The 25,241-nt window shown below is 65.0% G+C and carries 24 protein-coding genes and 1 pseudogene; 13 read left to right on the top strand and 12 right to left on the bottom strand.

The genetic code is table 11. The features are described 5' to 3' along the window. Window positions 1-100: 100 nt before the first annotated feature. From dsbG to ACFOSU_RS08710, 6 genes are all read left to right on the top strand, one after another. Window positions 101-874 (top strand): thiol:disulfide interchange protein DsbG, encoded by a 774-nt coding sequence (dsbG, locus tag ACFOSU_RS08735; protein WP_380688521.1) that lies wholly within the window; start codon window positions 101-103, stop codon window positions 872-874. A 92-nt stretch (window positions 875-966) separates the two neighbouring features. After that, the gene (locus ACFOSU_RS08730) at window positions 967-3,693 is read left to right on the top strand and encodes a M16 family metallopeptidase (RefSeq protein ID WP_380688519.1); all 2,727 of its coding nucleotides are present in this window, start codon (window positions 967-969) and stop codon (window positions 3,691-3,693) included. A gap of 232 nt (window positions 3,694-3,925) precedes the next feature. Further along, a complete protein-coding gene (locus ACFOSU_RS08725) occupies window positions 3,926-4,669 on the top strand; it encodes a (Fe-S)-binding protein (protein WP_380688517.1) in 744 nt (247 codons plus the stop codon). Then, on the top strand, window positions 4,666-6,165 hold the full coding sequence (locus ACFOSU_RS08720) for a lactate utilization protein B (protein ID WP_380688514.1): 1,500 nt from the start codon (window positions 4,666-4,668) through the stop codon (window positions 6,163-6,165). Before ACFOSU_RS08725 ends, ACFOSU_RS08720 begins: the two co-directional genes overlap by 4 nt. Then, window positions 6,162-6,779 carry a LutC/YkgG family protein gene (locus ACFOSU_RS08715; protein ID WP_380688512.1) on the top strand — a complete coding sequence of 206 codons (618 nt, stop codon included), beginning with the start codon at window positions 6,162-6,164 and terminating at the stop codon, window positions 6,777-6,779. The genes ACFOSU_RS08720 and ACFOSU_RS08715 overlap by 4 nt, the downstream gene beginning before the upstream one ends. Before the next feature lie 316 nt (window positions 6,780-7,095). Further along, window positions 7,096-7,362, top strand: a complete 267-nt coding sequence (locus ACFOSU_RS08710; RefSeq protein ID WP_380688509.1) for a ComEA family DNA-binding protein — start codon at window positions 7,096-7,098, stop codon at window positions 7,360-7,362. Window positions 7,363-7,563: 201 nt separating this feature from the next. Here ACFOSU_RS08710 and ACFOSU_RS08705 read toward each other — a convergent pair. Both ACFOSU_RS08705 and ACFOSU_RS08700 read right to left on the bottom strand, forming a co-directional pair. Continuing rightward, window positions 7,564-7,950: pseudogene (locus tag ACFOSU_RS08705) on the bottom strand (DUF6933 domain-containing protein); the annotation flags it as partial. A gap of 60 nt (window positions 7,951-8,010) precedes the next feature. Next, window positions 8,011-8,916, bottom strand: coding sequence for a LysR family transcriptional regulator (locus ACFOSU_RS08700; RefSeq protein ID WP_380688507.1), 906 nt, complete (start codon window positions 8,914-8,916; stop codon window positions 8,011-8,013). Between the two features lie 121 nt (window positions 8,917-9,037). Between ACFOSU_RS08700 and ACFOSU_RS08695 the strand changes: the two genes are divergently transcribed. The 4 genes from ACFOSU_RS08695 to ACFOSU_RS08680 all read left to right on the top strand — a co-directional run bounded on the left by ACFOSU_RS08695 (window position 9,038) and on the right by ACFOSU_RS08680 (window position 12,632). After that, window positions 9,038-9,793, top strand: coding sequence for an SDR family NAD(P)-dependent oxidoreductase (locus ACFOSU_RS08695; protein ID WP_380688505.1), 756 nt, complete (start codon window positions 9,038-9,040; stop codon window positions 9,791-9,793). Between the two features lie 90 nt (window positions 9,794-9,883). Continuing rightward, window positions 9,884-10,627, top strand: coding sequence for a dienelactone hydrolase family protein (locus ACFOSU_RS08690; RefSeq protein WP_380688503.1), 744 nt, complete (start codon window positions 9,884-9,886; stop codon window positions 10,625-10,627). A 184-nt stretch (window positions 10,628-10,811) separates the two neighbouring features. Beyond that, complete coding sequence (locus tag ACFOSU_RS08685) at window positions 10,812-11,684, top strand: MBL fold metallo-hydrolase (protein WP_380688502.1); 873 nt, start codon at window positions 10,812-10,814, stop codon at window positions 11,682-11,684. A 69-nt stretch (window positions 11,685-11,753) separates the two neighbouring features. Beyond that, a complete protein-coding gene (locus ACFOSU_RS08680) occupies window positions 11,754-12,632 on the top strand; it encodes an NAD(P)-dependent oxidoreductase (RefSeq protein ID WP_380688500.1) in 879 nt (292 codons plus the stop codon). 7 nt (window positions 12,633-12,639) lie between these two features. Here ACFOSU_RS08680 and ACFOSU_RS08675 read toward each other — a convergent pair whose 3' ends face one another. From ACFOSU_RS08675 to ACFOSU_RS08640, 8 genes are all read right to left on the bottom strand, one after another. Beyond that, window positions 12,640-13,818 (bottom strand): enolase C-terminal domain-like protein, encoded by a 1,179-nt coding sequence (locus ACFOSU_RS08675; protein ID WP_380688498.1) that lies wholly within the window; start codon window positions 13,816-13,818, stop codon window positions 12,640-12,642. A 20-nt stretch (window positions 13,819-13,838) separates the two neighbouring features. After that, window positions 13,839-14,324 carry a tripartite tricarboxylate transporter TctB family protein gene (locus ACFOSU_RS08670; protein ID WP_380688496.1) on the bottom strand — a complete coding sequence of 162 codons (486 nt, stop codon included), beginning with the start codon at window positions 14,322-14,324 and terminating at the stop codon, window positions 13,839-13,841. Next, complete coding sequence (locus tag ACFOSU_RS08665; RefSeq protein ID WP_380688494.1) at window positions 14,305-15,834, bottom strand: tripartite tricarboxylate transporter permease; 1,530 nt, start codon at window positions 15,832-15,834, stop codon at window positions 14,305-14,307. The genes ACFOSU_RS08670 and ACFOSU_RS08665 overlap by 20 nt, the downstream gene beginning before the upstream one ends. A gap of 61 nt (window positions 15,835-15,895) precedes the next feature. Continuing rightward, entirely contained in the window at window positions 15,896-16,873 is a 978-nt protein-coding gene (locus tag ACFOSU_RS08660) for a tripartite tricarboxylate transporter substrate binding protein (RefSeq protein ID WP_380688492.1), read from the bottom strand. 129 nt (window positions 16,874-17,002) lie between these two features. After that, window positions 17,003-18,019, bottom strand: a complete 1,017-nt coding sequence (locus tag ACFOSU_RS08655; RefSeq protein WP_380688490.1) for an Ldh family oxidoreductase — start codon at window positions 18,017-18,019, stop codon at window positions 17,003-17,005. Then, window positions 18,016-18,951: a hydroxyacid dehydrogenase gene (locus ACFOSU_RS08650; RefSeq protein WP_380688488.1), complete on the bottom strand. Its 936-nt coding sequence runs from the start codon at window positions 18,949-18,951 to the stop codon at window positions 18,016-18,018. Before ACFOSU_RS08650 ends, ACFOSU_RS08655 begins: the two co-directional genes overlap by 4 nt. A gap of 36 nt (window positions 18,952-18,987) precedes the next feature. Continuing rightward, window positions 18,988-20,154 (bottom strand): UxaA family hydrolase, encoded by a 1,167-nt coding sequence (locus ACFOSU_RS08645; RefSeq protein WP_380688486.1) that lies wholly within the window; start codon window positions 20,152-20,154, stop codon window positions 18,988-18,990. A 2-nt stretch (window positions 20,155-20,156) separates the two neighbouring features. Next, window positions 20,157-20,441: a flagellar biosynthesis protein FlgA gene (locus ACFOSU_RS08640; RefSeq protein ID WP_380688484.1), complete on the bottom strand. Its 285-nt coding sequence runs from the start codon at window positions 20,439-20,441 to the stop codon at window positions 20,157-20,159. Between the two features lie 133 nt (window positions 20,442-20,574). Between ACFOSU_RS08640 and ACFOSU_RS08635 the strand changes: the two genes are divergently transcribed. The 3 genes from ACFOSU_RS08635 (at window position 20,575) to ACFOSU_RS08625 (ending at window position 23,425) form a co-directional block, all read left to right on the top strand. Beyond that, window positions 20,575-21,306, top strand: a complete 732-nt coding sequence (locus ACFOSU_RS08635; protein WP_380688482.1) for a GntR family transcriptional regulator — start codon at window positions 20,575-20,577, stop codon at window positions 21,304-21,306. Between the two features lie 113 nt (window positions 21,307-21,419). Continuing rightward, window positions 21,420-22,106: a TIGR00153 family protein gene (locus tag ACFOSU_RS08630; protein WP_380688480.1), complete on the top strand. Its 687-nt coding sequence runs from the start codon at window positions 21,420-21,422 to the stop codon at window positions 22,104-22,106. 53 nt (window positions 22,107-22,159) lie between these two features. After that, window positions 22,160-23,425, top strand: coding sequence for an inorganic phosphate transporter (locus tag ACFOSU_RS08625; RefSeq protein ID WP_380688478.1), 1,266 nt, complete (start codon window positions 22,160-22,162; stop codon window positions 23,423-23,425). Here ACFOSU_RS08625 and ACFOSU_RS08620 read toward each other — a convergent pair. Together ACFOSU_RS08620 and ACFOSU_RS08615 are read right to left on the bottom strand one after the other, a co-directional pair. After that, window positions 23,406-24,272, bottom strand: a complete 867-nt coding sequence (locus ACFOSU_RS08620; RefSeq protein ID WP_380688476.1) for an isocitrate lyase/PEP mutase family protein — start codon at window positions 24,270-24,272, stop codon at window positions 23,406-23,408. The two genes, ACFOSU_RS08625 and ACFOSU_RS08620, sit on opposite strands and share 20 nt — an antisense overlap. Continuing rightward, window positions 24,269-24,991: an ArsR/SmtB family transcription factor gene (locus ACFOSU_RS08615; RefSeq protein WP_380688474.1), complete on the bottom strand. Its 723-nt coding sequence runs from the start codon at window positions 24,989-24,991 to the stop codon at window positions 24,269-24,271. Before ACFOSU_RS08615 ends, ACFOSU_RS08620 begins: the two co-directional genes overlap by 4 nt. Window positions 24,992-25,241: the final 250 nt, after the last annotated feature.

The raw sequence follows: 25,241 nt of genomic DNA, 5'->3' as shown, positions 1-25,241 counted from the left end.
GCAATTACCCGCGGTGCGCACGCTCGTGCAGCCGTTGTTTTAGACTGGCGCCCAGCATCCGCCGCCGGCGGCCAATCGTGTTTTTCCAGGAGCCGTCGCCATGTCGCGCGTTGCCCCGTGTTTCGCCCTTTGTATGTCGCTCGTCGTATCGCTGCTGATCACGGGCAGCGCCGCGGCCGAGCCGTGGCCGGCGCCGATCCGCACGATCGAGGAAAAAGGCGTGACCATCGTCAAGCAGTTCGACGCGCCCGGCGGTATGACCGGCTATGCCGCCCGCGCCGGCTCGCGCCCGATCTCGCTCTACCTGACCCCGGACGGCGACCACGTCATCGTCGGCACGCTGCTCGACGCCGACGGCAAGAACCTGTCCAAACCCCAGCTGGAGGCGGCCATCACCCTGCCGGACCGCGAGAACGCCTGGCCGCTGCTGGAGAAAGCCAGCTGGATCGGCGACGGCGACGACGACGCACCGCGCAAGATCTATGTCTTCACCGATCCGAACTGCCCCTACTGCCACAAGTTCTACGAAGCAGCGCGCCCCTGGGTGGAGGCCGGCAAGGTACAGCTGCGGCATATCCCGGTGGGCATCCTCAAGCAGACCAGCCCCGGCAAGGCCGCGGCGCTGCTGGCCGCCGACGACCCGGAAAAAGCGATGGCCCGGCATGAACACAACTATCGCAGCGGCGGCATCACGCCGATGGAAGATATCCCCTCGGCGCTCCAGCAGAAAGTGGCCGCCAACAACCTGTTGATGTCGGATCTGGGCATCCAGGGCACGCCGGGCATCTTCTACAAGAACGACGACAACAAGATCCAGGTCAAGCAGGGCATCCCGCAGGGCAAACTGCTGGACCGGGTGATGGGGCCGAAGTAACGATCTGCCCGAGCCCGCGGCACTTTGCCGTCGGCCTGTTGTCTGTATGAGCCAGTCATATTGATTGTTGCCACAGATACCGGGGCCGGTTCATGGATCATCGTTCTACTCGCCGCGGGCGCGTCGCCGCCTGTGTTGTTCTGAGTGTTCTCACGAGCGGGCTGGTCGGGCCCGCCTGGGCCGCCGCGAAAGACGAACCGGCGCCGTCGCCCACCCGCGCGGCCAACGAAGCCGGCGTACGCCGGGCGACGCTGGACAACGGCCTGAAGGTGGTCGTCGTGCCCAACCGGCTGGCGCCGGCGGTGACCACGGTGATGAACTACGACGTCGGTTCGCGCGACGTGCCGGAGGGATTTCCCGGCATGGCCCACGCGCAGGAACACATGATGTTCCGCGGCACGGATACGCTCTCGGCGAGCCAGATCTCGGCGATCTCGGCGGCCATGGGCGGGCAGTTCAACGCCGATACCCAGGACGAGGTCACCCAGTACTACTTCACGGTGCCGGCACCATATCTGGACGTCGCCCTGCGCCTGCACGCCGAACGCATGAAAAGCGTGAAGGACGCCCAGGAAGACTGGGCGAAGGAGCGCGGCGCGATCGAACAGGAAGTCGCCCGCGATCTGTCCTCGCCCGACTATGTCGCCTATACGCGACTGCGCGAGCAGCTGTTCGACGGCACGCCCTACGCGCACGACGCGCTGGGCACGAAGCCGTCCTTCGATGCGACCACGGGCAAGATGCTCAAGGCCTTCCACGACAAATGGTATGCACCCAACAACGCGACGCTGGTGATCGCCGGCGACGTCGACGCCAAGGCCACCCTCGCCACCGTACAAAAGCTTTTTGGCGATATTCCCCGTCAGAAACTGCCGAAGACCGCGCCGATCAAACTGTCGCCGGTCAAGGACAGCGCCATTCGCATGCCCACCGACGCCGGTTATGGGCTGGCGTATCTGGCCTTTCGCGCGCCCGGCACCGACGATGCGCCGCAGCACGCCGCGGCCCAGGTGCTCGCCCAGGTTCTGTCCAATCCGCGCGGCGCGCTCTATAGCCAACTGGTGGCCACCGGCAAGAGCCTGGGCACCCAGTTCGCGGTCGAAGGCCTGCGCGCGGCCGGCACCGCCTACGCGGTGGCTGCGTTCCCGGCCGGCGCCGACAGCGACACGCTGGTCACGCAGATGCGCACGATCCTCGCCGATATCGGAGACAAAGGCGTCGATAATGATGCGATCGAGGCGGCCAAGCGACAGCTGGTCACCCAGGCCGCGGCCGAGCAGGACTCGATCCCCGGCCAGGCCATGGCCTGGTCACAGGCCGTGGCTGTCGACCGCATGGCTTCGCCGCAGGCCGAACTGGACGCGCTCCAGAACGTCACGCCCGCGGCGGTCAACGCGCTCGCCAGGCAGATGCTGGCCCACGACAACAGCGTGCTCACGGTACTCACGCCGGAAAGCTCGGGCGCGCCGGCCAGCAGTTCCGGCTTTGGCGGCGGCGAATCGTTCACCCCCAGCCACGTCGACGACGTCACCCTGCCGGACTGGGCCGCCAAACCGCTGGCCTCCATCGACGTACCCGAACAGACCACCGCGCCGATCGTGTCGCGGCTCGACAACGGCCTGCGCCTGATCGTGGTGCCCAGCGACGCAACCCGCGCGGTGCATGTCTACGGCAGTATCCGCAACAACCCCGATCTGCAGGCGCCCAAAGGGCAGGACGGGGTGGACGCGGTCCTCGACCGACTGCTTTCGTTCGGCACCCAGAAGCACGACCGAGTGGCCTATCAGGCCGCACTCGATGCCATCGGCGCGGACACCAGCGCCGGCACCGATTTCTCGATGGTCGTGCTGCCGGAGCATTTCGAGCAGGGTCTCGACCTGCTGGCCGAGAACGAACTGGCCCCGGCGCTGCGGAAAAAAGCCTTCGATATCGTCAAGCGCCAGATAGCCGCCGCCACGGCCGGCACCCTCGACAGCCCGGATTTCCATGCCGACCAGGCGATGAAGATCGGCCTGTACCCGAAGGACGACCCGAGCCTGCGTCATCCCACGCCGGACTCGGTCGACGGCCTGAGTTATGCCGACCTGACCCAGTACTACGATCAGGTCTTCCGGCCCGACCTGACCACGATTGTCGTGGTCGGCGATGTCGACGCCGCAGCGGCCAAGAAAGCGGTCACGAAGAGCTTCGGCGACTGGCACGCCCAAGGCGATACGCCACGCGTCGATCTGCCGCCGGTGCCGGCCAACAAGGCCGCCAGTACGCGGGTTCCCGACAGTGCCCGCGTGCAGGACACCGTTCGCCTCGCGGAAACCGTGGGCCTGCACGAGAGCGAACCCGACTACTACGCCCTCCAGGTCGGCAATCAGGTGCTTACCGGCGGCTTCTATGCCAGCCGCCTGTACCGGGAGTTGCGCGCCGAACGCGGGCTCGTCTACTACGTGCATTCCAGCCTGCAGGCCGATCGCACCCGAACCCATCTGGCGTTCGAGTACGGCGCCCTGCCGGACAAGGTCGCCACCGCCAACCGCCTGATCGCCGACGCGCTCACGCAAATGGCGGCCGCGCCCGTCTCGGCGGACGAACTGCACCGGGCACAGGCCGAGATGGTGCGCCAGATCGCGCTCAACCAGGCCAGCGCCGACGCCATCGGCGGCGGCCTGCTCTCGCGTATCGATCGCGGCGTACCGCTGGACGAACCCTATCGCGCCGCGGCCGCATACAAGACGGTGGACGCCAAGGCCATTCAGGCAGCCTTCAAGCGCTGGATTCGTCCGGACGACCTGGTCCACGTGGTCCAGGGGCCGGCGCCGAAATAACCAGCGGGTCGGCGGGCCCGAGCGGCCCGGTAATTGTGGCCATTCGCCCGTGGCCATGTGCAGGCCGCCGCGTTGATTCATAATGCGTCTCTGGCCGGCGGGCTCGTGTATGCGGATTCCCGCCCGATACGTTCGCCCGACGGCGTGTAGCCGTGCCACATTGGCAGATTGACACTAACTGCGCGGGCGTTGACCCGGCGCCGCCGCAGATAACCCCGCGACCGGAGAGCGCATGCGCATCGGATTGTTCGTTCCCTGTTTCATCGACGCCTTCTATCCCGATGTCGGCGTCGCCACGCTGGAATTGCTGGAACGCCTGGGCTGCGAGGTCGACTATCCGTTCGACCAGACCTGCTGCGGTCAGCCGATGGTCAACGCCGGCTGTCACCCGGAAGCAGCAGCCACCGAACAGCTTTTTGTCGATAACTTCGCCCAATATGACGTCATCGTCGCGCCGTCCGGCAGCTGCGTGCACCAGATCCGCGACAACCTCACCGCCATCGAGCAGACCGATGCGGTCAGGCATGTGCGCAAAAACACGTTCGAGCTGGTGGAATACCTGCACGATGTGCTGGAAGTCCGCGAATTTCCCTGGGCGCGCTTCGAGCATCGCGTCGGCTATCACGATTCCTGCAACACGCTGCGCAATCTCGGCCACGGCAGTGCCAGCGAGATCGGCGGGCCGCGCTTTTCCAAGCCGCGTGCCCTGCTCAAGACCGTCGCCGGCCTGGAACTGGTCGACGCCGATCGACCGGACGAATGCTGCGGCTTCGGCGGCACGTTTTCGGTGACCGAGCCGGAAGTCTCGGCTCAGATGGGGCGAGACAAAGTCGCCGATCACGGCCGCGCGGGCGCCGAATACATCGTCTCCGCCGATTCATCCTGCCTGATGCATCAGCAGGGCTGTGCCGCGCGCATCGGCGCACCGATCCGCTTCAAGCACATCGCCGAAATTCTCAACGGGGCGAGCCAATGAGCACGAACCAGCCCGACCCAGCCGCGACCATTCAGAGTGCCAAAGCCACCCGCGAGGCCCAGCCGCGCCCGGCCAAGGCCGCCGACGGCAAGCGCGTCGACCATGCCCGGTCGGCAAAACAGTTCCTCAACGCGCCCGAACACGCCAAATCCCACGACACCCGCGTCTGGGCCATGCGCACCAAGCGCGACAAGCAGGCCCACACGATCGAGGAATGGGAAGAGCTGCGCGAGCTGGCCAGCCAGATCAAGACGCATACGCTCACCAACCTCGACACCTATCTGGAACAGTTCGAGGCCAACGCCAAGGCCAACGGCGTGCACGTGCACTGGGCAAAGGACGCCGCCGAGCACAACCGCATCGTCCACGAGATCTTCACCGATCACGGCGTGAAGAGCGTGATCAAGTCCAAATCCATGCTCATGGAGGAATGCGGCTTCCGGCATTACATGGGCAGCGTCGGCATCGAAATCGTCGAGACCGATCTCGGCGAGCGCATCCAGCAGCTCGACGGCGAGGACCCGAGCCATATCGTGGTGCCGCCGGTGCACAAGATGCGCTCGGACGTGGCCCGCCTGTTCGCGGAAAAGCTCGGCAGCGATCCCGACAACGACGACGCCCACTATCTGGCCGGGCGCCAACGCGATGCCACCCGACCGCTGATCCTCGATGCCGATGCCGGCATGACCGGCGCGAACTTCGCGGTCGCCGAAACCGGCGGCTTCGTGGTCTGCACCAACGAAGGCAACGCCGACTTATCGGCCAACGTGCCGAACCTGCACGTGGCCAGCATCGGTATCGAGAAGCTCGTGCCTAGAGTCGAGGACATGGGCGTGTTCATCCGCCTGCTGTCGCGCTCCGCGCTCGGCTCGCCGATCACCCAGTACACCTCGCATTTTCGCGCGCCCAAGCAAGGCGGCGAGATGCATATCGTGCTGGTCGACAACGGCCGCTCCAAGCGGCTGGGCATGGAAAAATTCTGGTCGTCGCTCAAGTGCATCCGCTGCGGCGCCTGCATGAACACCTGCCCGGTGTACCGCCGCTCGGGCGGTTTGTCCTACGGCGCCACCTATGCCGGCCCGCTCGGCCTGATCCTGAATCCGAGCTTCGACCTGCACCGCTATTCCAACCTGCCGTTCGCCTCCACGCTCAACGGCAGCTGTACCAACGTCTGCCCGGTCAAGATCAATATCCACGAACAGATCTTCGGCTGGCGCCAGGTGCTCGCCGAAGAAGGCCATCTGCCCTGGACCAAGAAGACCGGCCTGACCGCCGCGGGCAAGGTGCTGGCCAGCCCCAAGGGCTATCGCGCCGCGATCAAGGCCACGAACTCCGCGCTCAAGCACCTGCCGCGCTGGGCGCTCTACAACCGCATGAATGCCTGGGGCGAAGGCCGCGAGATGCCCAACCCGCCGGACAACGGCACCTTCCACGACTGGTACAAGCGCAACCGTCTGAACAAGACCACGCCGACGGATAGCGGAGACACACCATGAGCAGCCGCGCCGATATCCTGGCCGCGGTACGCGCGGCCAAACCCGCCATCGACGCGCCCGCGCCCGCCGTACCGAGCTACGACGACGCCTACCCGCCGGATCAGGACGGACTTGCAGCGCTGTTCACGGAGCGTCTGACTACCATGGGCGGCACCTGGCACGCGCCGACTGCCGGCCAGAGCATCGACGACACCCTGCGCGAAGCACTGGCCGACAAACTCGGCCAGCCGCTCGACGTCAATGCCGTCATCGCCTCGCACGTGCCCGAAGTCGAGGGCAACCGCGAGATCGCCGGCGCGCCGGCCGATCTGCACGATGTCGATATCGCCGTTCTTCGCGCCCGCTTCGGCGTGGCCGAAACCGGCAGCGTCTGCTTCACCGAGGCCGAACTGACAGTCAACGCCGTGGCGTACCTCGCCCAGCATCTCGTGGTCCTGCTCGACCCGGCCGAGATCGTCACCAATATTCATCGCGCCTACCAGCGCGACGACATCAAGAACGCGGCCTACACCGTCTTCCACACCGGCCCCTCGGCCACGGCCGATATCGAAGGCGTGCTGGTGCGCGGCGCCCAGGGCGTGCGCTCACTGACGGTTATCCCACTCGCCCGATAGCTGTCGAGACGGGCACCCGAGCACGGGGACGCTTTCGAGAAGCAGGATTTGCTAGCGGCGGCGTGCCACGTCTATACGCTGAATATTGACGTATAGCGTCACTTGACGCGCATCCGATGCGCTCATCTCATGCCGCAGTGCGTCACATTGCGCGGCGTGCCCGTCGCAAATGACTGTCTCGAAATGGTTCATTGCAAGCACGGCAAACCGTGTCTGCATATGACTTGCAAGCCACCCTTTCGGTTGTCTAGGTTTTACTTGCGGATCAAAAAAGCCGCCACGTAATCAATCAAACAAGAATAACGAGGGGATTTTCATGAAATCACTACTCTTCGCACTCGCTTTCGCGCTCTCGCTCGTATCCACAGCGGCGCTGGCTGCGGTCAACCTCAATACAGCCTCTGCCGGTGAACTGACCCAGCTCGACGGCGTCGGCCCGGCCAAAGCCTCGGCGATCATCGACTACCGAGAGGAGAACGGGCCGTTCAAATCGGTCGATGGCCTGACCCAGGTCAGCGGCGTCGGCGACAAGACCGTCGCTGGCCTGCGTGACGAAGCAACGATCGGCGATACCGCCGAATAGTCGTCAGGCGTTGAGCTGTCTGTCATAGCCCGCTCCATCGAGCGGGCTTTTTTGTGCTTTCTCGTATCGTGATTGACGGCATCGGCTTGGCCGTACTAACGCTGCTCGCCGTCACATCCGCGCGATAGCCCAGACCTGGGCTGATTCGTTTGACTGCTCACATGCCACCCTCAACCCGGCGTTCGCCGCGCTGGTTGTCGATCAATACGCCCGCATGGCCGATACGATAATCGGCTCGAGCCCGAACAGACCTCGCACCACATCGCCAACGGGTTCGTAACCATTGGGTTTGCTGATCTCCTCGACCATGTGCTTCATTACATCGACCGTGGTCCAGGATTCGCCGGCCAGGCAGCAGGAGATCATGAAGTCGTACTGGTTGATGCTGGCCAGCACGGAACGCGAATTCGTCTTCGCAATCTGCATGGGCTGCATCGCCTTCATTTCAGCGTCAATCAGGGGCTCGGGCACGAGCAGGTAGCGCAGCAAGTACGGCAGGCTCTCCGTAAACCGCTCGACCAGCGTTTTATAGGGTGCAGCCGGCAACAGCAAGGCCAGCCTGGAGTGCTCGGCAACAGCCAGCACAAACGGTTTGCGCCCGTGGGGAGCGTATTCTCACGTGGGCTGCTGCGTCTGGGCCAGGCGCGATCACTCCAACCGGTAATGCGCGTCGATCTCGGCACTCAGCCAGTCCATGAACACACGCACGCGCCGCGACAGGTTGCGGCGATGCGGATACAGCAACGAGACCGGCATGCCGGCGGGCCGATAATCCGCCAGCACTTCGATCAGTTCGCCGCTGTCGAGCAAGGCTTGCACGCCGAGGCGCGGGACCTGGATCAGGCCGAGGCCGGCGAGACAGGCCTGGGTATACGCTTGCGTGCTGTTGACGCTGATGACGCCGGGCAGTTCCAGATCATGGTCCTCGCCGCCCTCCCTGTAGACAAACGGCGGCGGCCGAGTGCCTAGGTGGGGGACGTAATGCACGACCTGGTGGCTGCCGGGCAGATCGGCCGGCGTCTGCGGATGGCCGTGGCGTGCCAGATAGGTCGGGCTGGCGCAGTTCGCCAGCGCCATCACGCCCAGATGACGGGCGATGAGATCGGAATCGCCGAGTTCGCCGACCCGCACCACGCAATCCAGCCCTTCGCGCACCAGATCGGCCGGGCCATCGGAGCAGCTGAGCTCGATCGACAGCCGCGGGTGTACCGCCAGAAAATCCGGCAGCCGTGGGATGAGCAGCTGCCGGGCCATGGCGTGCCCCACGTCTACGCGCAGCCTTCCCGCCAGTTCGCTGCCAGGATCGAACAGCGATTCGAGCTCGTCCAGATCGTCCAGCAGATCCCGCGAGCGTTCGAGCAGGGCATCGCCGTCGGGCGTGAGCCGCACCTGGCGCGTCGTGCGATGCAGCAGCCGAGCGCCGAGATGATTCTCCAGCTCCTGCACGATCGCCGACACCCGGGCCCTCGACAGGCCGAGTTGTTCGGCTGCGCGGGTGAAGCTACGGGTTTCGGCCACGCGTACAAAGGCGCCAAGAGCAGCGAATCGATCCATGGGCCACCAATTGTCAATTAATAATGAATAGTGATGTCATCTTGTCGATGTTTATCTTGCCAGATCGCGCCAATACTCTCGACTACGTTCTCAGTCCCTATCCAACGCCCTGGAGGCACCCATGGATCGTATTACTCTCATCACCGGCGGCAGCCGCGGCCTGGGCAAGAGCGCGGCGCTGCATCTGGCCGAACGCGGCCATGACCTGATCATCACTTATCGCAGCCAGCAGGCCGAAGCCGAGGCCGTGGTCGCTGCGGTCGAAGCGCTGGGCCGGCGGGCAGTGGCCCTGCCGCTCGATGTTGGCCAGACCCGCTCGTTCGCCGAGTTCGTGTCCACCGTGCGCGGCGTGCTGGCCGACACCTGGCAGCGTGAAACCCTCGACGGCCTGCTCAACAACGCCGGTATGAGCCTGCACGAGCCGTTCGCCACGACCACCGAAGCGCAGTTCGACGCCATCATCGACGCGCATCTGAAAGGGCCGTTCTTTCTCACCCAGAGTCTGCTGCCGCTGATCGCCGACAACGGCCGTATCCTGAATGTATCCAGCGGGCTGGCGCGATTCTCCATGAAAGGCAGTTCGGTGTATGGCGCCGCCAAGGGCGCGATCGAAGTGCTCACGCGCTATCTGGCGGCCGAACTGGCCGAGCGCGGTATCCGGGTCAACGTGATTGCGCCGGGCGCCATCGCCACCGATTTCAGCGGCGGCATGGTGCGCGACAACCCCGAGGTCAACGCCTTCGTGTCGTCGATCACCGCGCTCGGCCGCCCCGGCGAGCCCGAGGAGATCGGCAGCGCCATGGCCATGTTGTTGTCCGAGGATGCGCGCTGGATCAACGGCCAGCGCATCGAGGCTTCGGGCGGCATGCATCTGTAGAGAACTCTGCACGCAGGCGATGTCGTCATTGCATGGCGCGGCCCAGGCGGTTACAACAGAAGCCGATTTTCCTTTGTATCGGAGCCTTGCATGAGCCGCGCCATTGAGATTTCTTCGCCCGACGGCACCATCGACGCCCATATCTTCACACCGGATAACGCCAGCGAGCCGTTGCCGGCCGTGGTGTTACTGACCGATATCGGCGGCCTGCGGCCGTGTTATTTCGACAAGGCCCAGACCATCGCCGACGACGGGTATGCCGTGCTCATGCCCAACATCTATTATCGCGACGGTGCCGGCTCGCCGGTGCCGGAGGGCAAGTCGTTTCGCGACGATGACGTGCTTCCCGGCCTGTTCGAACTCAGCAAGAAGCTCACCCCGGACGCGCAGAAACGCGACTCCACGGCCTATCTGGCGACCATCGATACCGAAGCCGAGTTCGCGGATGGGCCTGTCGGCGCGGTGGGCTATTGCCTGACCGGCTCGTTTGCGTTGCGCATGGCAGCCGATCACCCCGAACGTGTCGCCGCGGCAGCGGGCTTTCATTCGGCCGGCCTCGCCGTCGAGGACGATACCAGCAGCGTGATGCACGTCGCAGACAAGGTGAAAGCGCAAGTCTATTTCGGCCATGCCGACAAGGACGATCACCTGCCGCCGGAGCAGATCGCGCGCCTGGACGCGGCAATGGCCAACGCAGGCGTGCATTTCACCACCGAGTTGTATGCTGGCTCGCCCCACGGCTATACGGCCGCCGATGTACCGGCCTACGACGAGGCTGCCGATGCGCGGCATTACAAGCGGCTGTCGACGCTGTTCGAGGAAACGTTGGCGTAGCCACATAGCTTGAAGCTGGGCCGACTTCGGTAGGGTTCAGACCGGGGCCAGCCTGTCACGAGCGGGCTGGCTAGCCGGGCCTCACCTACCCGGACGTAACGACGAAAGCCAGCCCGGGACTTGCAAGACGCGGCGATCGCCAGCAGGTAACAGTCGTTGTTGCTGCAAACGACAAGGACTGCCCGTGAGCGATCAACCGACCCGCCAGCCTGCCAATGTGCATCATCTGCGCGTGGGCGATTTTGTCGTGACCACGATTCAGGACGCCTATATTCAGGGCGCGTTCGCATTGCTCGACAATATCGACGAGGCCGAAGCGACGCGCCTGCACGACGCCAGCCGCCGACCCACGCCGCCACGCATCACGGTGAACGCTTATCTGCTGGACACCGGGGATCGCAAGATTTTGATCGATACCGCTTATGGCGCGCTGGCGGGCGATTTCACTCCCATGCTGATGGACGGCCTGAAGACGCTCGGGCTAGCGCCGGACGATATCGACACCGTGCTGATCACACACGTGCATCCGGACCATGTCGGCGGGCTCATCGATACCGACGACAGGCCGATGTTCCCCGCAACCACCGTGCTCATCCCTTCGGGAGAACTCGATTACTGGGGCGGCGATGTGCCCGCCGACGCATCGGCGGCCCAGACACGGCAGTTCGCCGCGGCCCACCGGGTGCTCGATGCAGTCCGTTCGCAGGTTCAGCCTCTCGAAGGCACCGAGGTCCTGCCTGGCGTCACCCGCGTGCCCTTGCCCGGCCATACGCCACACCACAGCGGTTATCGCATCGAATCAAACGGCGACAGCCTGCTGATCTGGGGCGACATCGTGCATCTGCCGCATATCCAGTTGGCGCGGCCCGAAACCGGGGTGATCTTCGATACCGACCCGGATCAGGCCAGCCGTACACGGCGCGATATCCTGGTCGAAGTGGCCCAATCGCGAGAGATGATCGCCGGTCACCACATCGACTTTCCCGGCATCGGCCATGTAGTCGAGGACGGTGACGGCTATCGTTTTCTACCCCATGTCTGGGATCCGGCGGTCTGAACGCCGCCGCCGCCAATTTTTATTGTCCGCAGATAAACTGGCTTGAATGGCTTTCAAAGGAATGACGAAATGAAGATCGGATTCATAGGACTCGGTGCCATCGGCACGCCCATGGCCCAGAACCTCGTGGCCGCGGATTTCGACGTCACCGTCTGGAATCGCAGCGCGGACAAGTGCGCCCCGCTGGTCGAGGCGGGTGCCACCCAGGCGGACACGCCGGCCGGTTGTGCGGCCTGCGATGTGATGATCACGATGCTGGCAGACGACGACGCGCTGGCCTCGGTGGTCGCCGAGCACGGCCTGATCGAAGCCATGGGCGACGACACCGTGCACGTGAACATGGCCACGGTGTCGGTCGCCTGTGCCCGTGACATGGCCGATCGGCATGAAAAAGCCGGCAAGACCTATATCTCCGCGCCCGTGCTCGGCCGGCCCGATATCGCCAAGGCCGCCAAGCTCAATATCGTGACCGCCGGGGCCGACGCGGCCATCGAGCGCGCACGGCCCGCGCTGGACACAATGGGCGCCAAAGTCTGGCCGGCGGGCAGCGAGCCCTATCGAGCCAACGTCATCAAATTGGCGACCAACTACATGCTGATGACGGCAGTCGAAACCATGGGCGAAGCCGCCGCGATGACCGCCAAATACGGCATCGAACCCGGCGATTTCCTCGACATCATCACCCATTCCGTATTCGCCGCACCGGCCTATCAGGGCTATGCACCGGCCATGGCCAAGCGTGACTACGACAACCCGGAAGGCTTCAAGCTCAAGCTCGGCGCCAAGGACATGGACCTTGCGCTGGCGGCCGCACGCGCCGAGAACATGGCCATGCCGGTGGGCGCGGCCGTGCGCGAGCGCTTGTCCGAAGCTCTCGCTGCCGGCGAGGGCGAACTGGATCTGTCCGCCCTCGCCGAAGTCTCACGCCGCCACGGGCATCTGGACTAGCGGCGTCTCAGCCGACCTCGAGTTCGAGATGCTCGCGTAACGCCGCCAGCATCTTCGGCTTGTGTTCCATACCGATGCCGGGGCTGTCGGGCAGCGAGGTATAGCCACCGACGATGGGAATATCGTCGGCAAAGCCGCCGTACGGCTGGAACACTGCCGGATAGGATTCGGTACCGCCGATCTGCAGGCCCGCGGCGATGCTCAGCGCCAGCTGGTGGCCGCCGTGCGGCATGAGACGGCGGCGCGGCCAGCCGAGGGCTTCGGTAGCCTCGATCAGGTTCAGGTATTCGGTCAGGCCATAGGCTAGGGCCGGGTCGGCCTGAATCCAGTCGCGATCGGCGCGCATGCCACCGAAACGGATCAGATTGCAGACATCCTGGGTCGAGAACAGGTTCTCGCCGGTGGCCATCGCACCCGGGTAGTGCTCGGCCAGCTCGGCCTGCAGGGCATAGTCGAGGGGATCGCCGACTTCCTCGTACCAGAACAGGTTGAGCGGCTCGATGGCCCTGGCATAGGCCAGCGCGGTGTCGAGATCGAACTTGCCGTTGGCGTCCACCGCCAGGCGTTGGCCGTCGCCAAGCACCTCCAGCGCGCCAGTGATGCGGGCCAAGTCGGTTTCCAGATCGGCGCCGCCGATCTTCATCTTGGCGACCTGGTAGCCGGCCGCGTCGTAGCCGCGCATCTCGTCCTGCAGGCCGCTGATTTCCTTGCCCGGGTAATAATAGCCGCCGCCTGGATAGACCATGATCTGCTCGTCGTAGCGGCCGTCATTGTAGCGCTCCGAGAGCAGCCGCCACAGCGGCTTGCCCTCGATCTTGGCGATCACGTCCCAGACCGCCATGTCGAGCGCGCCGGCGGCGACCGCGCGATCGCCGTGGCCGCCCGGTTTTTCGTTGTGCATGAAGCGGGCCCAGACCCGATGCGCATCGAGGTTGTCGCCGGCGTCGTTGAGCAGCGTGTCCGGCTCGGCCTCGAGCAGGCGCGGGATCAACCGACTGCGCAGAATGCCCTGCTGGGCATAGCGGCCGTTGGAGTGAAAGCCGTAGCCGATCACCGGCTCGCCTTCGCGGATGACGTCGGTGACGATAGCGATGACGCTGATCGTCATCTTCGAAAAGTCGATGAAGGCGTTACGAATCGGCGAGGCGATAGGCGCGACCGCGTCGCGAATTTCCACAATACGCATGAACAATTCCCTGAAAAGGTCTAGAAAGGCAGGGTAAACCAGCGCGGCTCCGGCAACGGCACCTGGAAAAACCCCTGAAACACGAAATAGAAGCCGACCACGACGATCACGCCACTGAGCGGATAGAGCAGACGCCGCGACCAGGTCCAGCGCTCGTACATGGCCACGGCCATGATCGCGAGATAGCTGGCCAGCCCGGCGATCACGAAACCGACCCAGGGCATGGCCAGCGTCCCGCCGATCATGGCCACAAGCAGGCCGACACGGCGTGGCACCGAGCCGGACGGCTCGCGTTCCTCCGGCGCGGCGAAGCCGATCATGTTACGCAGAATCAGCAGGCCGCTGAAGACTACCATCAGACCGATGACGGTATGCGGAAAGACCACGGCCGGGCCACTCGGTGTATCGGCGAGATCCCACCAGCAGATCAGGCCGACGACGATGAACAGCAGCCCGCCGAGGGTGCCGCGGACATCGTTGCGATCTTCAGGGGATGTCGTTGCCATGGCTCGGCCCTCCGGGCGGGCTGCGTCGGCGCAGGTGGCCGACGATCAGCGGATAGAACAGGGAAAACACGATCAGCACGACGATGGTGATCGCCAGCGGACCGGAGAGAAAAATCGACAGCGGATCGCCGGTGGCGCCGCCGATCATCCAGCCCTGCACGAAGCCCTGCTCGGCGATCGGTCCGAGAATCAGCCCGAGCACGATCGGCGACGGCTTGAAGCCGAGCCGACTCAGGAACCAGCCGATCACGCCGAGCGCGATCATGATGATGACGTCCGAGAGCGAGTTGCGGATCGAATAGGCCCCGAGAATGGTCATGAACGCCACGATCGGCACCAGCACCGCCTTGGGGAAGGTCACGATCGACTTGAACGCATAACGGCCGATCAGCAGGCCGATCGGCAGCATGATGAGGGTGGCGATGAACAGGCCGTAGATGAAGGTGTAGACGATGCTGCCACCGTTGTCCTGGAACATGGCCGGGCCGGTACGGATACCCTGCACCAGCAAGGCCCCCAGGATCACCGCATCCGGCGGCGTGCCGGGAATACCCAGCACCAGGGTCGGGATCATGCCGCCGCCGACGGTCGCGTTGTTGGCCGACTCGCTGGCTTGCAGACCGCGCGGCTCGCCCTTGCCGTAGCGTTCCGGCGTCTTCGACGAGCGGCGGGCCTCGGAATAGGCCACCAGGCCCGCGATCGAGCCGCCAGCCCCCGGCAGGATGCCGACGAAGGCGCCCAGCAGAGACGAGCGGACCAGATTGCCCCAGTTGCTCAGACAGGAACGCACCGCCTCGGCCAGCCGATAGCCGCGCGATTCGGCCTGGATTTCCAGATGACGCTCGGGACGGGCAACCAGATCGATGAGCACCGGGATGCAGTACAGCCCGATCAGCCCCGAGACCACATCGATACCGCCCAGCAGGGTGCTGGTCTCGAAGGTGAAACGCGGCGCGCCGCTGATCGGCGCCACGCCGACGCAGGACAGCACCAGCCCGAAGGAAGCACCGATCAACCCCTTGAGCAGTTGCCCGGCCGAGATTGCCGAGATCAGGGTCAGCCCGAAGATCGCCAGCCAGAAATACTCGACCGGACCGAAGGCCAGCGCGACCTTGGCCAGCGGCGGCGCCAGAAACAGCAGCGCCGCGGCCCCGACCAGGCCGCCGACCACGCTCGACAGACAGGCGATGGTCACGGCCAGATCGCCGTCACCGCGTTTGGCCATGGGAAAGCCATCGAAGGTGGTCGCGATCGCCGAAGGCGTGCCCGGTGTATTCAGCAGAATGGCGGCATAGGCACCGCCATAGATGGCCCCGGTATAGATCGCGCCCATGAGCAGCAGCGCTGAAGTCGGGTCCATGGAAAAGGTCAGCGGTACCAGTACGGCGATCGCCATGGTGGCGGTCAGGCCGGGGATGGCGCCCAGTACGGTACCCGCGGTCACGCCGATCACCGCCAGCAACAGGTGCAGCGGGGTCAACGCGGCCAGAATATGCTCCACGTGAAACATGCGGGGTCTCCGGGTCAGAGTTGGGACGCGCCCGGCCGAACGCCGGGCGCGCGGAATCGCCCTACTTGATCAGACCCGCCTCGGTGGCGAGATCGGTGTAGACCTTGGTCTTCTCGGCCATGAAGTCGTCGATCTTGTCGTACGGCACGTTCAGCAACACGAAGCCGCGATCCTTCATCTCCTGCTTGAACTTGTCGCTCGCATTCACCTCGCCGATCAGGTCCGACAGCTTCTGGCGGACCGGCTCCGGCGTGGACTTGGGCACCGCGACCCCGCGATAGGCGCCGCCGACCATGTCGATGCCCTTTTCCTTGAGGGTCGGCACATCCGGGAACAGTGGCAGACGCTCGTCCGTGGATACCGCCAGCAGCCGCACTTCATCCGGATGATTGGCCGCCACCGTGCTGTAACCCCATTCGGCCTTGACCTGGCCGCCGCGCATGGCGGCATAGGCCGCGCCCGTGCCCTTGAACGGGATATAGGTGGTCTTGGTGTCGGTGAGCTTGTTGAAGCGCACGTTGGCCAGATGATTGGCCGTGCCGGTACCGGAGCCGGACAGTGTCAGCCGGCCGGGATTGGCCTTGGCGTACTTGATCAGGTCTTCCAGCGTCTTGAACTCGCTGTCCTTGTTCACCACGATCGCGTCCGGTGTGTACTGGAACATGAATACGTTGACCAGATCGTCGGTCTCGAAGCCGACGCTGCCCATCAGCGGCTTGACGATGATATGCGGCAGATTGCTGCCCATGATCGTATAGCCGTCGCCCTTGCTGGAATTGAGCTGCGACCAGCCCACGGCACCGCCGCCGCCCGGCTTGTATTCGACCACCATGTCCTGACCGGTGATCTGCTGGAAGATCGGCTGCTGCAGCCGCGCGGTAATATCCGATTCGCCGCCGGGGCCGAACGGAATGATGTAATGAACCGGCCGCGAGGGATAATCCCCGGCCGAGGCGGCCAGCGCACTACTTGTTCCCAGCCCGGCCAGCGCCAGTCCGGCACCTATGGCCAACGCACCTGCGATTGTCTTGATCGTCATGAGTCTCCTCCTGCACCTGTTTATTTTTTTAGGCATGTTGTTGTCGTTGCCGGCGCCTGTATTTCGATAAAGACGCCGGCGGCTGTCATCTGTGTCGTCGGTTGCTCGCTCTCCCCTTTTGTCAGGAATTCAGGCTGTATGCGGTGCGGCCTCCGCCCGGCGCCGCAACTCGGATAACAATGCCGTGCTGATCTCGACGCCGTCACGTGCCGTCTCGGCACGGGTCTGATGGCGGCGGGCACCGGGAATACGGGCCCCGGGCTGCTCGGCGATGGCCGTCAGCAACAACTCCAGCCGGGCGCCGAATGCCGGGCCGGCGATACGTTCGGGATCGATCAGCATGAAACTCTGGCCGATATCCGGCGGCGCGCCTTCGGCCTCGAAGAACGAACTGGCCTCGTAGCCGTAGCTGGAGCCGGTCAGCGCGGCGGCCAGGATCTCGACCATCAGCGCCAGCGCCGCCCCCTTGGCCTCGCCGGCGGGCACCATGGTGCCGTCGAGAGCGGCCTGCGCATCGGTGGTGACTTGGCCCTCCCTGTCCAGGGCCCAGCCTTGCGGGATCGGTTCGCCACGCTGTTTGGCGAGCATGACCTTGCCGCGCGCGACACGGCTGAGCGACAGGTCGATCACCATCGGGGGCGCGTCGGTGCGCGGCGCCGCAAACGCGATCGGATTGGTGCCGAACAGACCGCGGCTGCCGCCCCAGGGTGCGATCGCGGCCGGGGAATTGGTGAAACCCAGGCCGATCAGGCCGGCCTCGGCGATCCGCTCGACGTGATGACCGAGCACCCCGGCATGGTGCGAATGGGCGATCGCCAGCACACAAGCGCCGGCCTCGCGGGCCCGCGGGATCGCCGCGCTCAGCCCATAGTCGATGGCCGGATAGGCAAACCCGTGGCCCGCATCGATGACGATGGCCGCAGCGGCTTCACGCAGGATGCGCGGCACCGCCGCGCCGTCGACCTTGCCGCTGACGGCCTGATCGGCATAGGCCGGCAACCGCGACAACCCGTGCGAGGCCAGCCCGTCGAGTTCCGCGGCCACCAGGGCCTCGGCCACGCATTCTGCATTGGCGGGCGCGGTGCCCGCATGACACAGCGCATCACGGGCCAATATCTGCAGATGTTTCGCCTCGACCCGGCTCATGCGGTTTCCCCGGCGAGTGCGCGCAACACGTTGTCGACAGTGACACGGCTGACACGCTGATTGGACTCCACCGTCACCCCGGCAATATGCGGGGTGAGTAGAACATTGTCGACCCCGCTGTAAATCGAATCCGCGGGCAACGGTTCGTCCTCGAACACATCGATGGCGGCCGCGGCAATACGGCCCTCGCCCAGGGCCGTGGCCAGCGCTGCATCGTCGATCACCCCGCCGCGGGCGGTGTTGATAACGACCGCGCCGGCTTTCATCCGGGCCAGCGCCGTGGCATCCAGCAGATGCCGGGTGACGGGGATCAGGGGCACGTGCAGGCTCAGCACATCCGCCTGCTCGAGCAGCGCCTCCCAATCCAGCGGACGGACGTCGAGTTGCGCCCAGCAGGCATCGTCGGCGGCGATGTTGGGATCATGTGCGACCACGTTCATGCCCAGCGCTGACGCCCGTGTGGCCACCTGGCGTGCGATGCCGCCGAAGCCAACCAGCGCGAGGGTATGGCCGGCGACCTCGTGGCCGATCAGCGCCGCCCGCGGCCACTCACCGCGCGCCACCGACGCGCTCGCCGTATAAGCACCGCGCCGGAGCAGCAGGGCGGTGGCGATCACGTACTCGGCCACCGCGACATCATTGGCCCCGGTCGCCGGCAGCACCTGTACACCGCGTGCCCGGCAGGCCTCCAGATCGATATTGTCGAGACCCACGCCGAGACGCCCGACCGCCTCGAGGTCGGGCGCGGCATCCAGCAGTTCGGCGTCCACCCGGGTGCGGTTGCGAACGATCAGCGCCCGCGCCGCGGCAACTGCGGCAAGCAGCGCAGGCCGATCTTCGACCAGAGAGGGCTCGAAGCGGACTTCATAGCGTTGGCGAAGATCGGCCACCGGCGCCTCGTCCATGAACTCGCTGATCACCACGTCACTCATGATGCGCCCCCGCGCTGGCTGCAACCCTGCCTTCGCTCAGGCACTGCGATACAGCTTGGTCAATACGAACTCGCGATGACCCAGCGCCTCGGCCGAGGTCAGGCGGCCGTTGCAGGTATCGATCACGGAGTCGATCAGCGCATCGCCGGCCTGGTCGAAATCCATCTCGCGACGCAGGATGCCGGAGACGTCCAGATCCAGATGCTCGGCCATGGTGCGCACCGTGCGCGGGTTGGCCGACAGCTTGATCACCGGCTCGATCGGGTTGCCGATGATGTTGCCCTGGCCGGTCGGAAACAGATGCACCACGTACCCGGCCGCGGCCATCAGCGTCACGCATTCGGCCGCGGCCGACGAGGTATCCATGAAATACAGCCCCGGGCCCTTGGCCGGCTCCTCGGCCGGTTCGAGCACGTCGATGTACGACGTCTTGTGGCCGATCTTGGCCAGATTGCCGAAGGCCTTTTCCTCGATCGTCGACAAGCCGCCTTCGATATTGCCCTTGGTCGGCTGCGATTCGGACAGGTCGTTGGTCTTGTGGCGATTGATGAAGTCGTTGTAGCTGCCCCAGGTGTCCAGGAACTTCTTCTTGGTCGCTTCGTCGGCCGCGCGCTCGGCGCAGACCATTTCAGCGCCGGTGATCTCCGAGGTCTCGCCGAAGCACATGGTCGCGCCCTCGGGCACCAGCTTGTCCACCAGGTTGCCGACCGTGGGGCAGGAGGCCAGGCCCGAGGTGGTGTCCGATTCGCCGCACTTGGTGGATATCCACAATTCGTCGATACCGCATTCCTCGCGCTGCTTCTCGGAGGCGTCCTGTACGAACTTCTTGGCGGTCCAGGAGGCGCGGCCGATGGTGTTGATATCGCCGTGCTGCTCGATGGCAAAGCCTTCCACCGGCTTGCCGGTCTTGGCGATGCCGTCGACCACGCGCTGGGTCCAGCCCGGCTCGATGCCGATGACCACCACGGCAGCCACGTTGGGGTTGGCGCCGGTGCCGATCAGGGTCCGGAAATGCAGATCCAGATCCGCGCCGAACTGCAGGCGCCCGTAGGGATGCGGGATCGCCATCGTGCCCTTGATGTTGTTGGCCACGGCCTCGCAACAGGCATTGGAGATGTCATCCAGCGGCAGGATGATCACGTGATTGCGGATACCCACGCGGCCGTTCTCGCGCCGGTAGCCCAGGAAAGTGCGCTTGCTCATGTCTACCACCGCTTGGTCTTGATGTTATGGACGTGGACGTGATCGCCCTTGGTGATCGCGGCCACTGCGCGGCCGATGTCGTTCTCGTACTCGATGATCGTGTCTTCGTCGGCAATATCGTCGAGCGCGATCTTGTGACCGATCGGGATGTCGTGATTGGCCTGAAGTTCGATCGTGTCGTCGTTCTCCATCAGCCAGCCCGACAGCTTCTGCCCGGCCTTTATGCCTTCGACCACCACAACGCCGACCTTGTCGACCTTGTTGTGGACCAGGAAGTGGGTCTCCATCAGCTGCTCTCCTTCTTGTGTTGTTGGGCAATCGTGTCGCGACGGGTATCTGTTGTAATATGTCTTATATAAGACTGTCAACATGCGATGAATCCTCTATGCTCGAAAACCCCATCCATGCAGGCCCCAGCCCATGACCGACCCCGCCTCGCCGCGTTACGCGCCGCTCTACCAGCAGATCAAGACGCTGCTGGTAAGACGTCTTGCGAGTAATGAATGGCCGCCGGGAAGCGCCCTGCCCAGCGAGATTGCGCTCGCCCAGGGCTATAACGTGAGCCAGGGCACGGTGCGCAAGGCATTGACGGCGATGGAAAAAGAGCATCTCGTCGAGCGTCGCCAGGGGCGCGGCACCTTCGCTGCGCGGCACAGCCAGCAGCGTTCGCTCTTCCAGTTCTTTCATCTGATGAGCGATGCCAACGAGCGCCAGCTCCCGGACAGCCGGGTGATCAGCTGTCGCAGCGGCACGGCGACCGCGGCCGAGCGCAATGCCCTGACCCTGGAGGCCGGCACCCCGGTCACCCGTATCCGCCGGGTGCGCCAGCTTGACGGTCGGCCGGTGATCAGTGAGTCACTGACCGTGCCCACCACGCTGTTCCCCGGGCTGGAGAGCCGGCCGCTGGAACAGGTGCCGAACACGCTCTACGAGTTCTTCGAGGCCGAATACGGGGTCATGATCGTGCATGCCACCGAACGCCTGCGCGCGACCGCGGCCACGACGACCGAGGCCGAGCTTCTCGGTGTCGACATCGGCACGCCGCTGCTGGCGATCGACCGGCTCGCGCTCAATATCGAGAATCGGCCGGTGGAATGGCGGGAAAGCTGCTGCCACACCGCCCATCACTATTATTTCAACGAGCTCGACTGACCATTCCTGTCGCCCGGCCCGCCGCCTGAAAGAGTCACGCGCGTGCATGTCGCAGGCGTGTCGGCAGCCTTTACCTTTATAATCCACCGCATAATCCGCCCGGAGGCCCCGTCATGGACCCCAGCAAAAGCAGTCCGCTGTCCCGCCTGTTCGGCCGTTCGCCGTTCGAGGCGCTGACCGAGCACATTCGCCAGGTCGATCGCGGGGCGGATCTGCTCACCGAGTTCTTCAAGGTGAGTTCGGACGGGGACTGGGACCGCGCCGAGGTGCTGTACCGGGAAATCTCGGATTGCGAGCACCACGCCGACGATCTCAAGGATCAGATTCGGCTGAACGTGCCGAGTACCCTGTTTTTGCCTATCTCTCGCTCCGACCTGCTGGAGCTGATCGAGGCACAGGACAAGATCATCAATAAGATCAAGGACATCGCCGGCCTGATGACCGGGCGCCGTATGCAATTCCCACCGGCGCTGCTCAAGCCGATCAACGACTACATGCAGGTGACCATCGCCTCGGTTCATCAGGCGCGCAAGGTGCTCGAGGAACTCGATGAACTGCTGGAGTCGGGCTTCGGGCGCAATGTCTCGGAGATGATCCGCGACATGGTGGTCGAGATCGGCAAGCTCGAAAAACGCGCCGACAACGAGCAGATCGATATCCGCCATCGCCTGCTCGATCAGGAATCCGAGCTGCCGCCGCTGGAAGTGATGTTTCTCTATCAGGTGATCGACTGGATCGGCACCGTGTCCGACCGCGCCGAGCGCGTGGGGTCGCGCCTGCAAATCATGATGGCGCGCTGACGCCCCGCCGCCCACGCGCTGCGCCGTAGCCCGGACCCAAAGCAAGGAACTTCATGTCGATCATTGCGCAGCACGCGGATGTCTTTCTGATTCTGGCGTGCATCTTCGGCTTCTTCATGGCCTGGGGTATCGGCGCCAACGACGTCGCCAACGCCATGGGCACCTCGGTCGGCTCGGGTGCGATCACCATCTGGCAGGCGGTGATCATCGCCGGCATCTTCGAGTTCCTCGGCGCCTGGCTGGCCGGCGGACAGGTGACCCAGACGATCAGCAAGGGCCTGATCCATCCGGAACTGTTCGCGGCACAGCCGGAACTGCTGGTGATCGGCATGCTCTCGGCTCTGCTCGGGGCCGGCGTATTCCTGATGGTGGCGTCGCTGCGCGGCATGCCGGTGTCGACCGGGCAGTCGATCATCGGCGGCATCCTCGGCTTTGCGCTGGTATCGCTGGGCAGCGACCCGGTCAACTGGGGCGCGATCGGCAAGATCGTGCTCAGCTGGATCGTGTCGCCGATCATCGCCGGCGTGATCGCCTTCCTGCTGTTCGAATCGATCCGGCGGCTGATCTTCAACCACCCGAACCCAGCCGAAGGCGCGCGGCGTTACGTACCGTTCTACGTATTTCTGGCCGCGCTGGTAATCGGCCTGGTCACGCTGATCAAGGGCCTGTCGCATATCGGCCTCGATCTGTCGACCGGCACCAGCGTACTGATCGCCATCGTGCTCGGGCTGGTGGCGGCCGGCATCGCGGCACTGCTGTTGCGGCGTATCGATCTCAGCCCGGAAGCACGGCTCACCGATCGCTATCGCAACGTCGAGCGCGTATTCGGCTATGCCCAGATATTTACCGCCGCGACCATGGCCTTCGCCCACGGCTCCAACGATGTCGCCAACGCGATCGGGCCGGTGGCCGCGGTGGTCAACGTGATCAGCCATCCCGACCAGATTGGCACCGAATCACAGCTGGCCGGGTGGGTGTTGGTGCTCGGCGGTGCCGGCATTGTGGTGGGCCTGGCGACCTACGGGCACCGCGTCATCCGCACCATCGGCGCCGGGATCACCGAACTCACGCCCACGCGTGGCTTCTCCGCCGAGCTGTCGGCGGCCAGTACGGTGGTGCTGGCCACCTGGTTCGGCATTCCCGTGTCCACCACCCAGACGCTGGTGGGCGCGGTGCTCGGCGTGGGCATGGCCCGCGGTCTGCGCGCGCTGAACCTGAACGTGCTCGGCGGCGTGTTCGCCGGCTGGCTGCTCACCCTGCCGGGGGCGGCGCTGTTCACCGCGGTGTTCTATTTCATTCTCAAGGCGATTTTCGTCTAGCCATCAAGTCGTTGATGTCGGCATAGGGCATCGCGGCGTCGGTGAAGCCATCGTAACAACCGGTTGTCCGTAATTCGCGCGCGAGACGCCGGGTCAGCCCGAGTGCGGCGCGTACCGGCCCCGAGCCGACGCTGACCCGCGCCACGCCGAGTTCTTCGAGCGCCGACACCGCCGGCACACCCGGCCCGGCAAGCACGTTGAGCGGCCCATCGATCTGCTGCACGAGCGTTCGGATCACATCCGCATCGCCGACGCCCGGAACGAATACACAGTCCGCACCGGCTTCACGAAACGCGTTGGTTCTGGACACGGTCAGCGCGAGACGCTCGCCTGCCGCACCGACGCCTGACCAGTAGACGTCGGTTCTCGCGTTGATCACCAGCGCAATACCCGCGGCGACGGCAGCCTTGCGCGCCGCGCGGATGCAATCGACCTGCCCGGCGATATCCCGTAGCGGACGATCGGGATCGCCGGTGCCGTCTTCGAGATTGATACCGACCGCACCGGCGGCGATCACCCGTCTGACCGTTTCGCCCACCGCGTCGGCGTCGTCGCCGTAACCCGACTCGATATCCGCGGTCACCGGCAGCGATACGCCAGCACAGATACGGCGGGTGGCTTCGATCATGTCGGTGCGCCCCAGCGACTCGCCGTCGGCCGAGCCCAGCGCCCAGGCCAGCCCGGCGCTGGTGGTACCGAGGGCGGCAAAGCCTTGCGCTTCGAATATCCGCGCGCTGGCCACGTCCCAGGCGTTGGGGAGCACGAGAATACGCGGGCCACGATGCAGAGCGGCCAGCGTGGCGGCCCGCCCATTCTGCTCATCGCGCAGCGGATGTTCGTCACTCATGTCGTGGCCTGTGCGTTGCCCGGATCTCGGGGCATCTCCACGCCGAGCCGCCGCTTGAGTTCGCGGCGGCCCAGCGCCGTCACGCGCACCGCGCGCGAATCACGGCTTCGCCGCAGCCAATCGTTGCTGCACAGCACGTTCAGCAACTCCACGCCCAGCGGGCCGGCCAGGTGATGGCGGCGCTCGGTCCAGTCCAGACATTGCCGCGCCACGCCGCGGCGCGTGGGTTTCAGACTACAGACATCCAGCCCGATGCCAGCGAACCAGTCGGCGCCGGCGCTCGTGATGTCGTACTGCTTGTTGGCGGCAGGCACGATGAACCGGCCCACTTCAAGGCGATGCGCCACGTCGATTCCGAGTTGCCCGGCCAGATGGTTGTAGCAGCAACGCGCCCACTGCAACTGGCGGGCGGCCCTGCCGAGCGGCTTGCGGCGCCCCGGCTGCTCGCGCCGGATCGCACCGAGGCGCTCCATCGCTTCGGCCACATCGGCGCTCGCCAGTCGGTAATAGCGATGCCGGCCTTCGGTTTCCACCGCCACGAGATTGCCATGCAGAAGCTTCGCCAGATGCGCGCTCGCGGTCTGTGGCGTCACGCCGCACGCATAGGCCAGTTCACCCGCCGGCAGTGCCCGGCCGTCGAGTAGCGCCGCCAGCATGGCCGCCCTGGCCGGCTCCGCAATCAATGCCGCTACCGCCGAAATGTTGAGGTCGTAAGACATGCGTTCACCTCGTGTGCGAAGACAGCTTAGCCCTGCAACGGCCCGGGATGCTTCGACGCGCGACGAAATATCTACCTGGCCGGACCGCTCGGCGTTCGACAACGGATTTTGGCCATCGCTAGCCCGTCGACACCCAAGCCCAGGGCTCGCTGATCGATGTCGTCCGCGCGACGGGCGCCACGCCCGGATAAAGTTCGGATACCTGGCCCTCATTGTTGCCGGGCAGGCCAAAGAGCCTGGCCTGACCCGG

Source organism: Salinisphaera aquimarina (assembly GCF_042643355.1).
Lineage (GTDB): Bacteria > Pseudomonadota > Gammaproteobacteria > Nevskiales > Salinisphaeraceae > Salinisphaera > Salinisphaera aquimarina.
This window is presented reverse-complemented; position numbering and strand designations above follow the sequence as displayed.

Coding starts and splice junctions, on each gene's coding strand:
- ACFOSU_RS08640 (WP_380688484.1), bottom strand. CDS start 20,441: ATGGAGACCCACTTCCTGGTCCACAACAAGGTCGACAAGGTCGGCGTT.
- ACFOSU_RS08625 (WP_380688478.1), top strand. CDS start 22,160: ATGTCGATCATTGCGCAGCACGCGGATGTCTTTCTGATTCTGGCGTGC.
- ACFOSU_RS08675 (WP_380688498.1), bottom strand. CDS start 13,818: ATGCGTATTGTGGAAATTCGCGACGCGGTCGCGCCTATCGCCTCGCCG.
- ACFOSU_RS08670 (WP_380688496.1), bottom strand. CDS start 14,324: ATGGCAACGACATCCCCTGAAGATCGCAACGATGTCCGCGGCACCCTC.
- ACFOSU_RS08630 (WP_380688480.1), top strand. CDS start 21,420: ATGGACCCCAGCAAAAGCAGTCCGCTGTCCCGCCTGTTCGGCCGTTCG.
- ACFOSU_RS08715 (WP_380688512.1), top strand. CDS start 6,162: ATGAGCAGCCGCGCCGATATCCTGGCCGCGGTACGCGCGGCCAAACCC.
- ACFOSU_RS08720 (WP_380688514.1), top strand. CDS start 4,666: ATGAGCACGAACCAGCCCGACCCAGCCGCGACCATTCAGAGTGCCAAA.
- ACFOSU_RS08695 (WP_380688505.1), top strand. CDS start 9,038: ATGGATCGTATTACTCTCATCACCGGCGGCAGCCGCGGCCTGGGCAAG.
- dsbG (WP_380688521.1), top strand. CDS start 101: ATGTCGCGCGTTGCCCCGTGTTTCGCCCTTTGTATGTCGCTCGTCGTA.
- ACFOSU_RS08665 (WP_380688494.1), bottom strand. CDS start 15,834: ATGTTTCACGTGGAGCATATTCTGGCCGCGTTGACCCCGCTGCACCTG.
- ACFOSU_RS08680 (WP_380688500.1), top strand. CDS start 11,754: ATGAAGATCGGATTCATAGGACTCGGTGCCATCGGCACGCCCATGGCC.
- ACFOSU_RS08690 (WP_380688503.1), top strand. CDS start 9,884: ATGAGCCGCGCCATTGAGATTTCTTCGCCCGACGGCACCATCGACGCC.
- ACFOSU_RS08725 (WP_380688517.1), top strand. CDS start 3,926: ATGCGCATCGGATTGTTCGTTCCCTGTTTCATCGACGCCTTCTATCCC.
- ACFOSU_RS08710 (WP_380688509.1), top strand. CDS start 7,096: ATGAAATCACTACTCTTCGCACTCGCTTTCGCGCTCTCGCTCGTATCC.
- ACFOSU_RS08620 (WP_380688476.1), bottom strand. CDS start 24,272: ATGAGTGACGAACATCCGCTGCGCGATGAGCAGAATGGGCGGGCCGCC.
- ACFOSU_RS08615 (WP_380688474.1), bottom strand. CDS start 24,991: ATGTCTTACGACCTCAACATTTCGGCGGTAGCGGCATTGATTGCGGAG.
- ACFOSU_RS08635 (WP_380688482.1), top strand. CDS start 20,575: ATGACCGACCCCGCCTCGCCGCGTTACGCGCCGCTCTACCAGCAGATC.
- ACFOSU_RS08730 (WP_380688519.1), top strand. CDS start 967: ATGGATCATCGTTCTACTCGCCGCGGGCGCGTCGCCGCCTGTGTTGTT.
- ACFOSU_RS08650 (WP_380688488.1), bottom strand. CDS start 18,951: ATGAGTGACGTGGTGATCAGCGAGTTCATGGACGAGGCGCCGGTGGCC.
- ACFOSU_RS08660 (WP_380688492.1), bottom strand. CDS start 16,873: ATGACGATCAAGACAATCGCAGGTGCGTTGGCCATAGGTGCCGGACTG.
- ACFOSU_RS08645 (WP_380688486.1), bottom strand. CDS start 20,154: ATGAGCAAGCGCACTTTCCTGGGCTACCGGCGCGAGAACGGCCGCGTG.
- ACFOSU_RS08655 (WP_380688490.1), bottom strand. CDS start 18,019: ATGAGCCGGGTCGAGGCGAAACATCTGCAGATATTGGCCCGTGATGCG.
- ACFOSU_RS08700 (WP_380688507.1), bottom strand. CDS start 8,916: ATGGATCGATTCGCTGCTCTTGGCGCCTTTGTACGCGTGGCCGAAACC.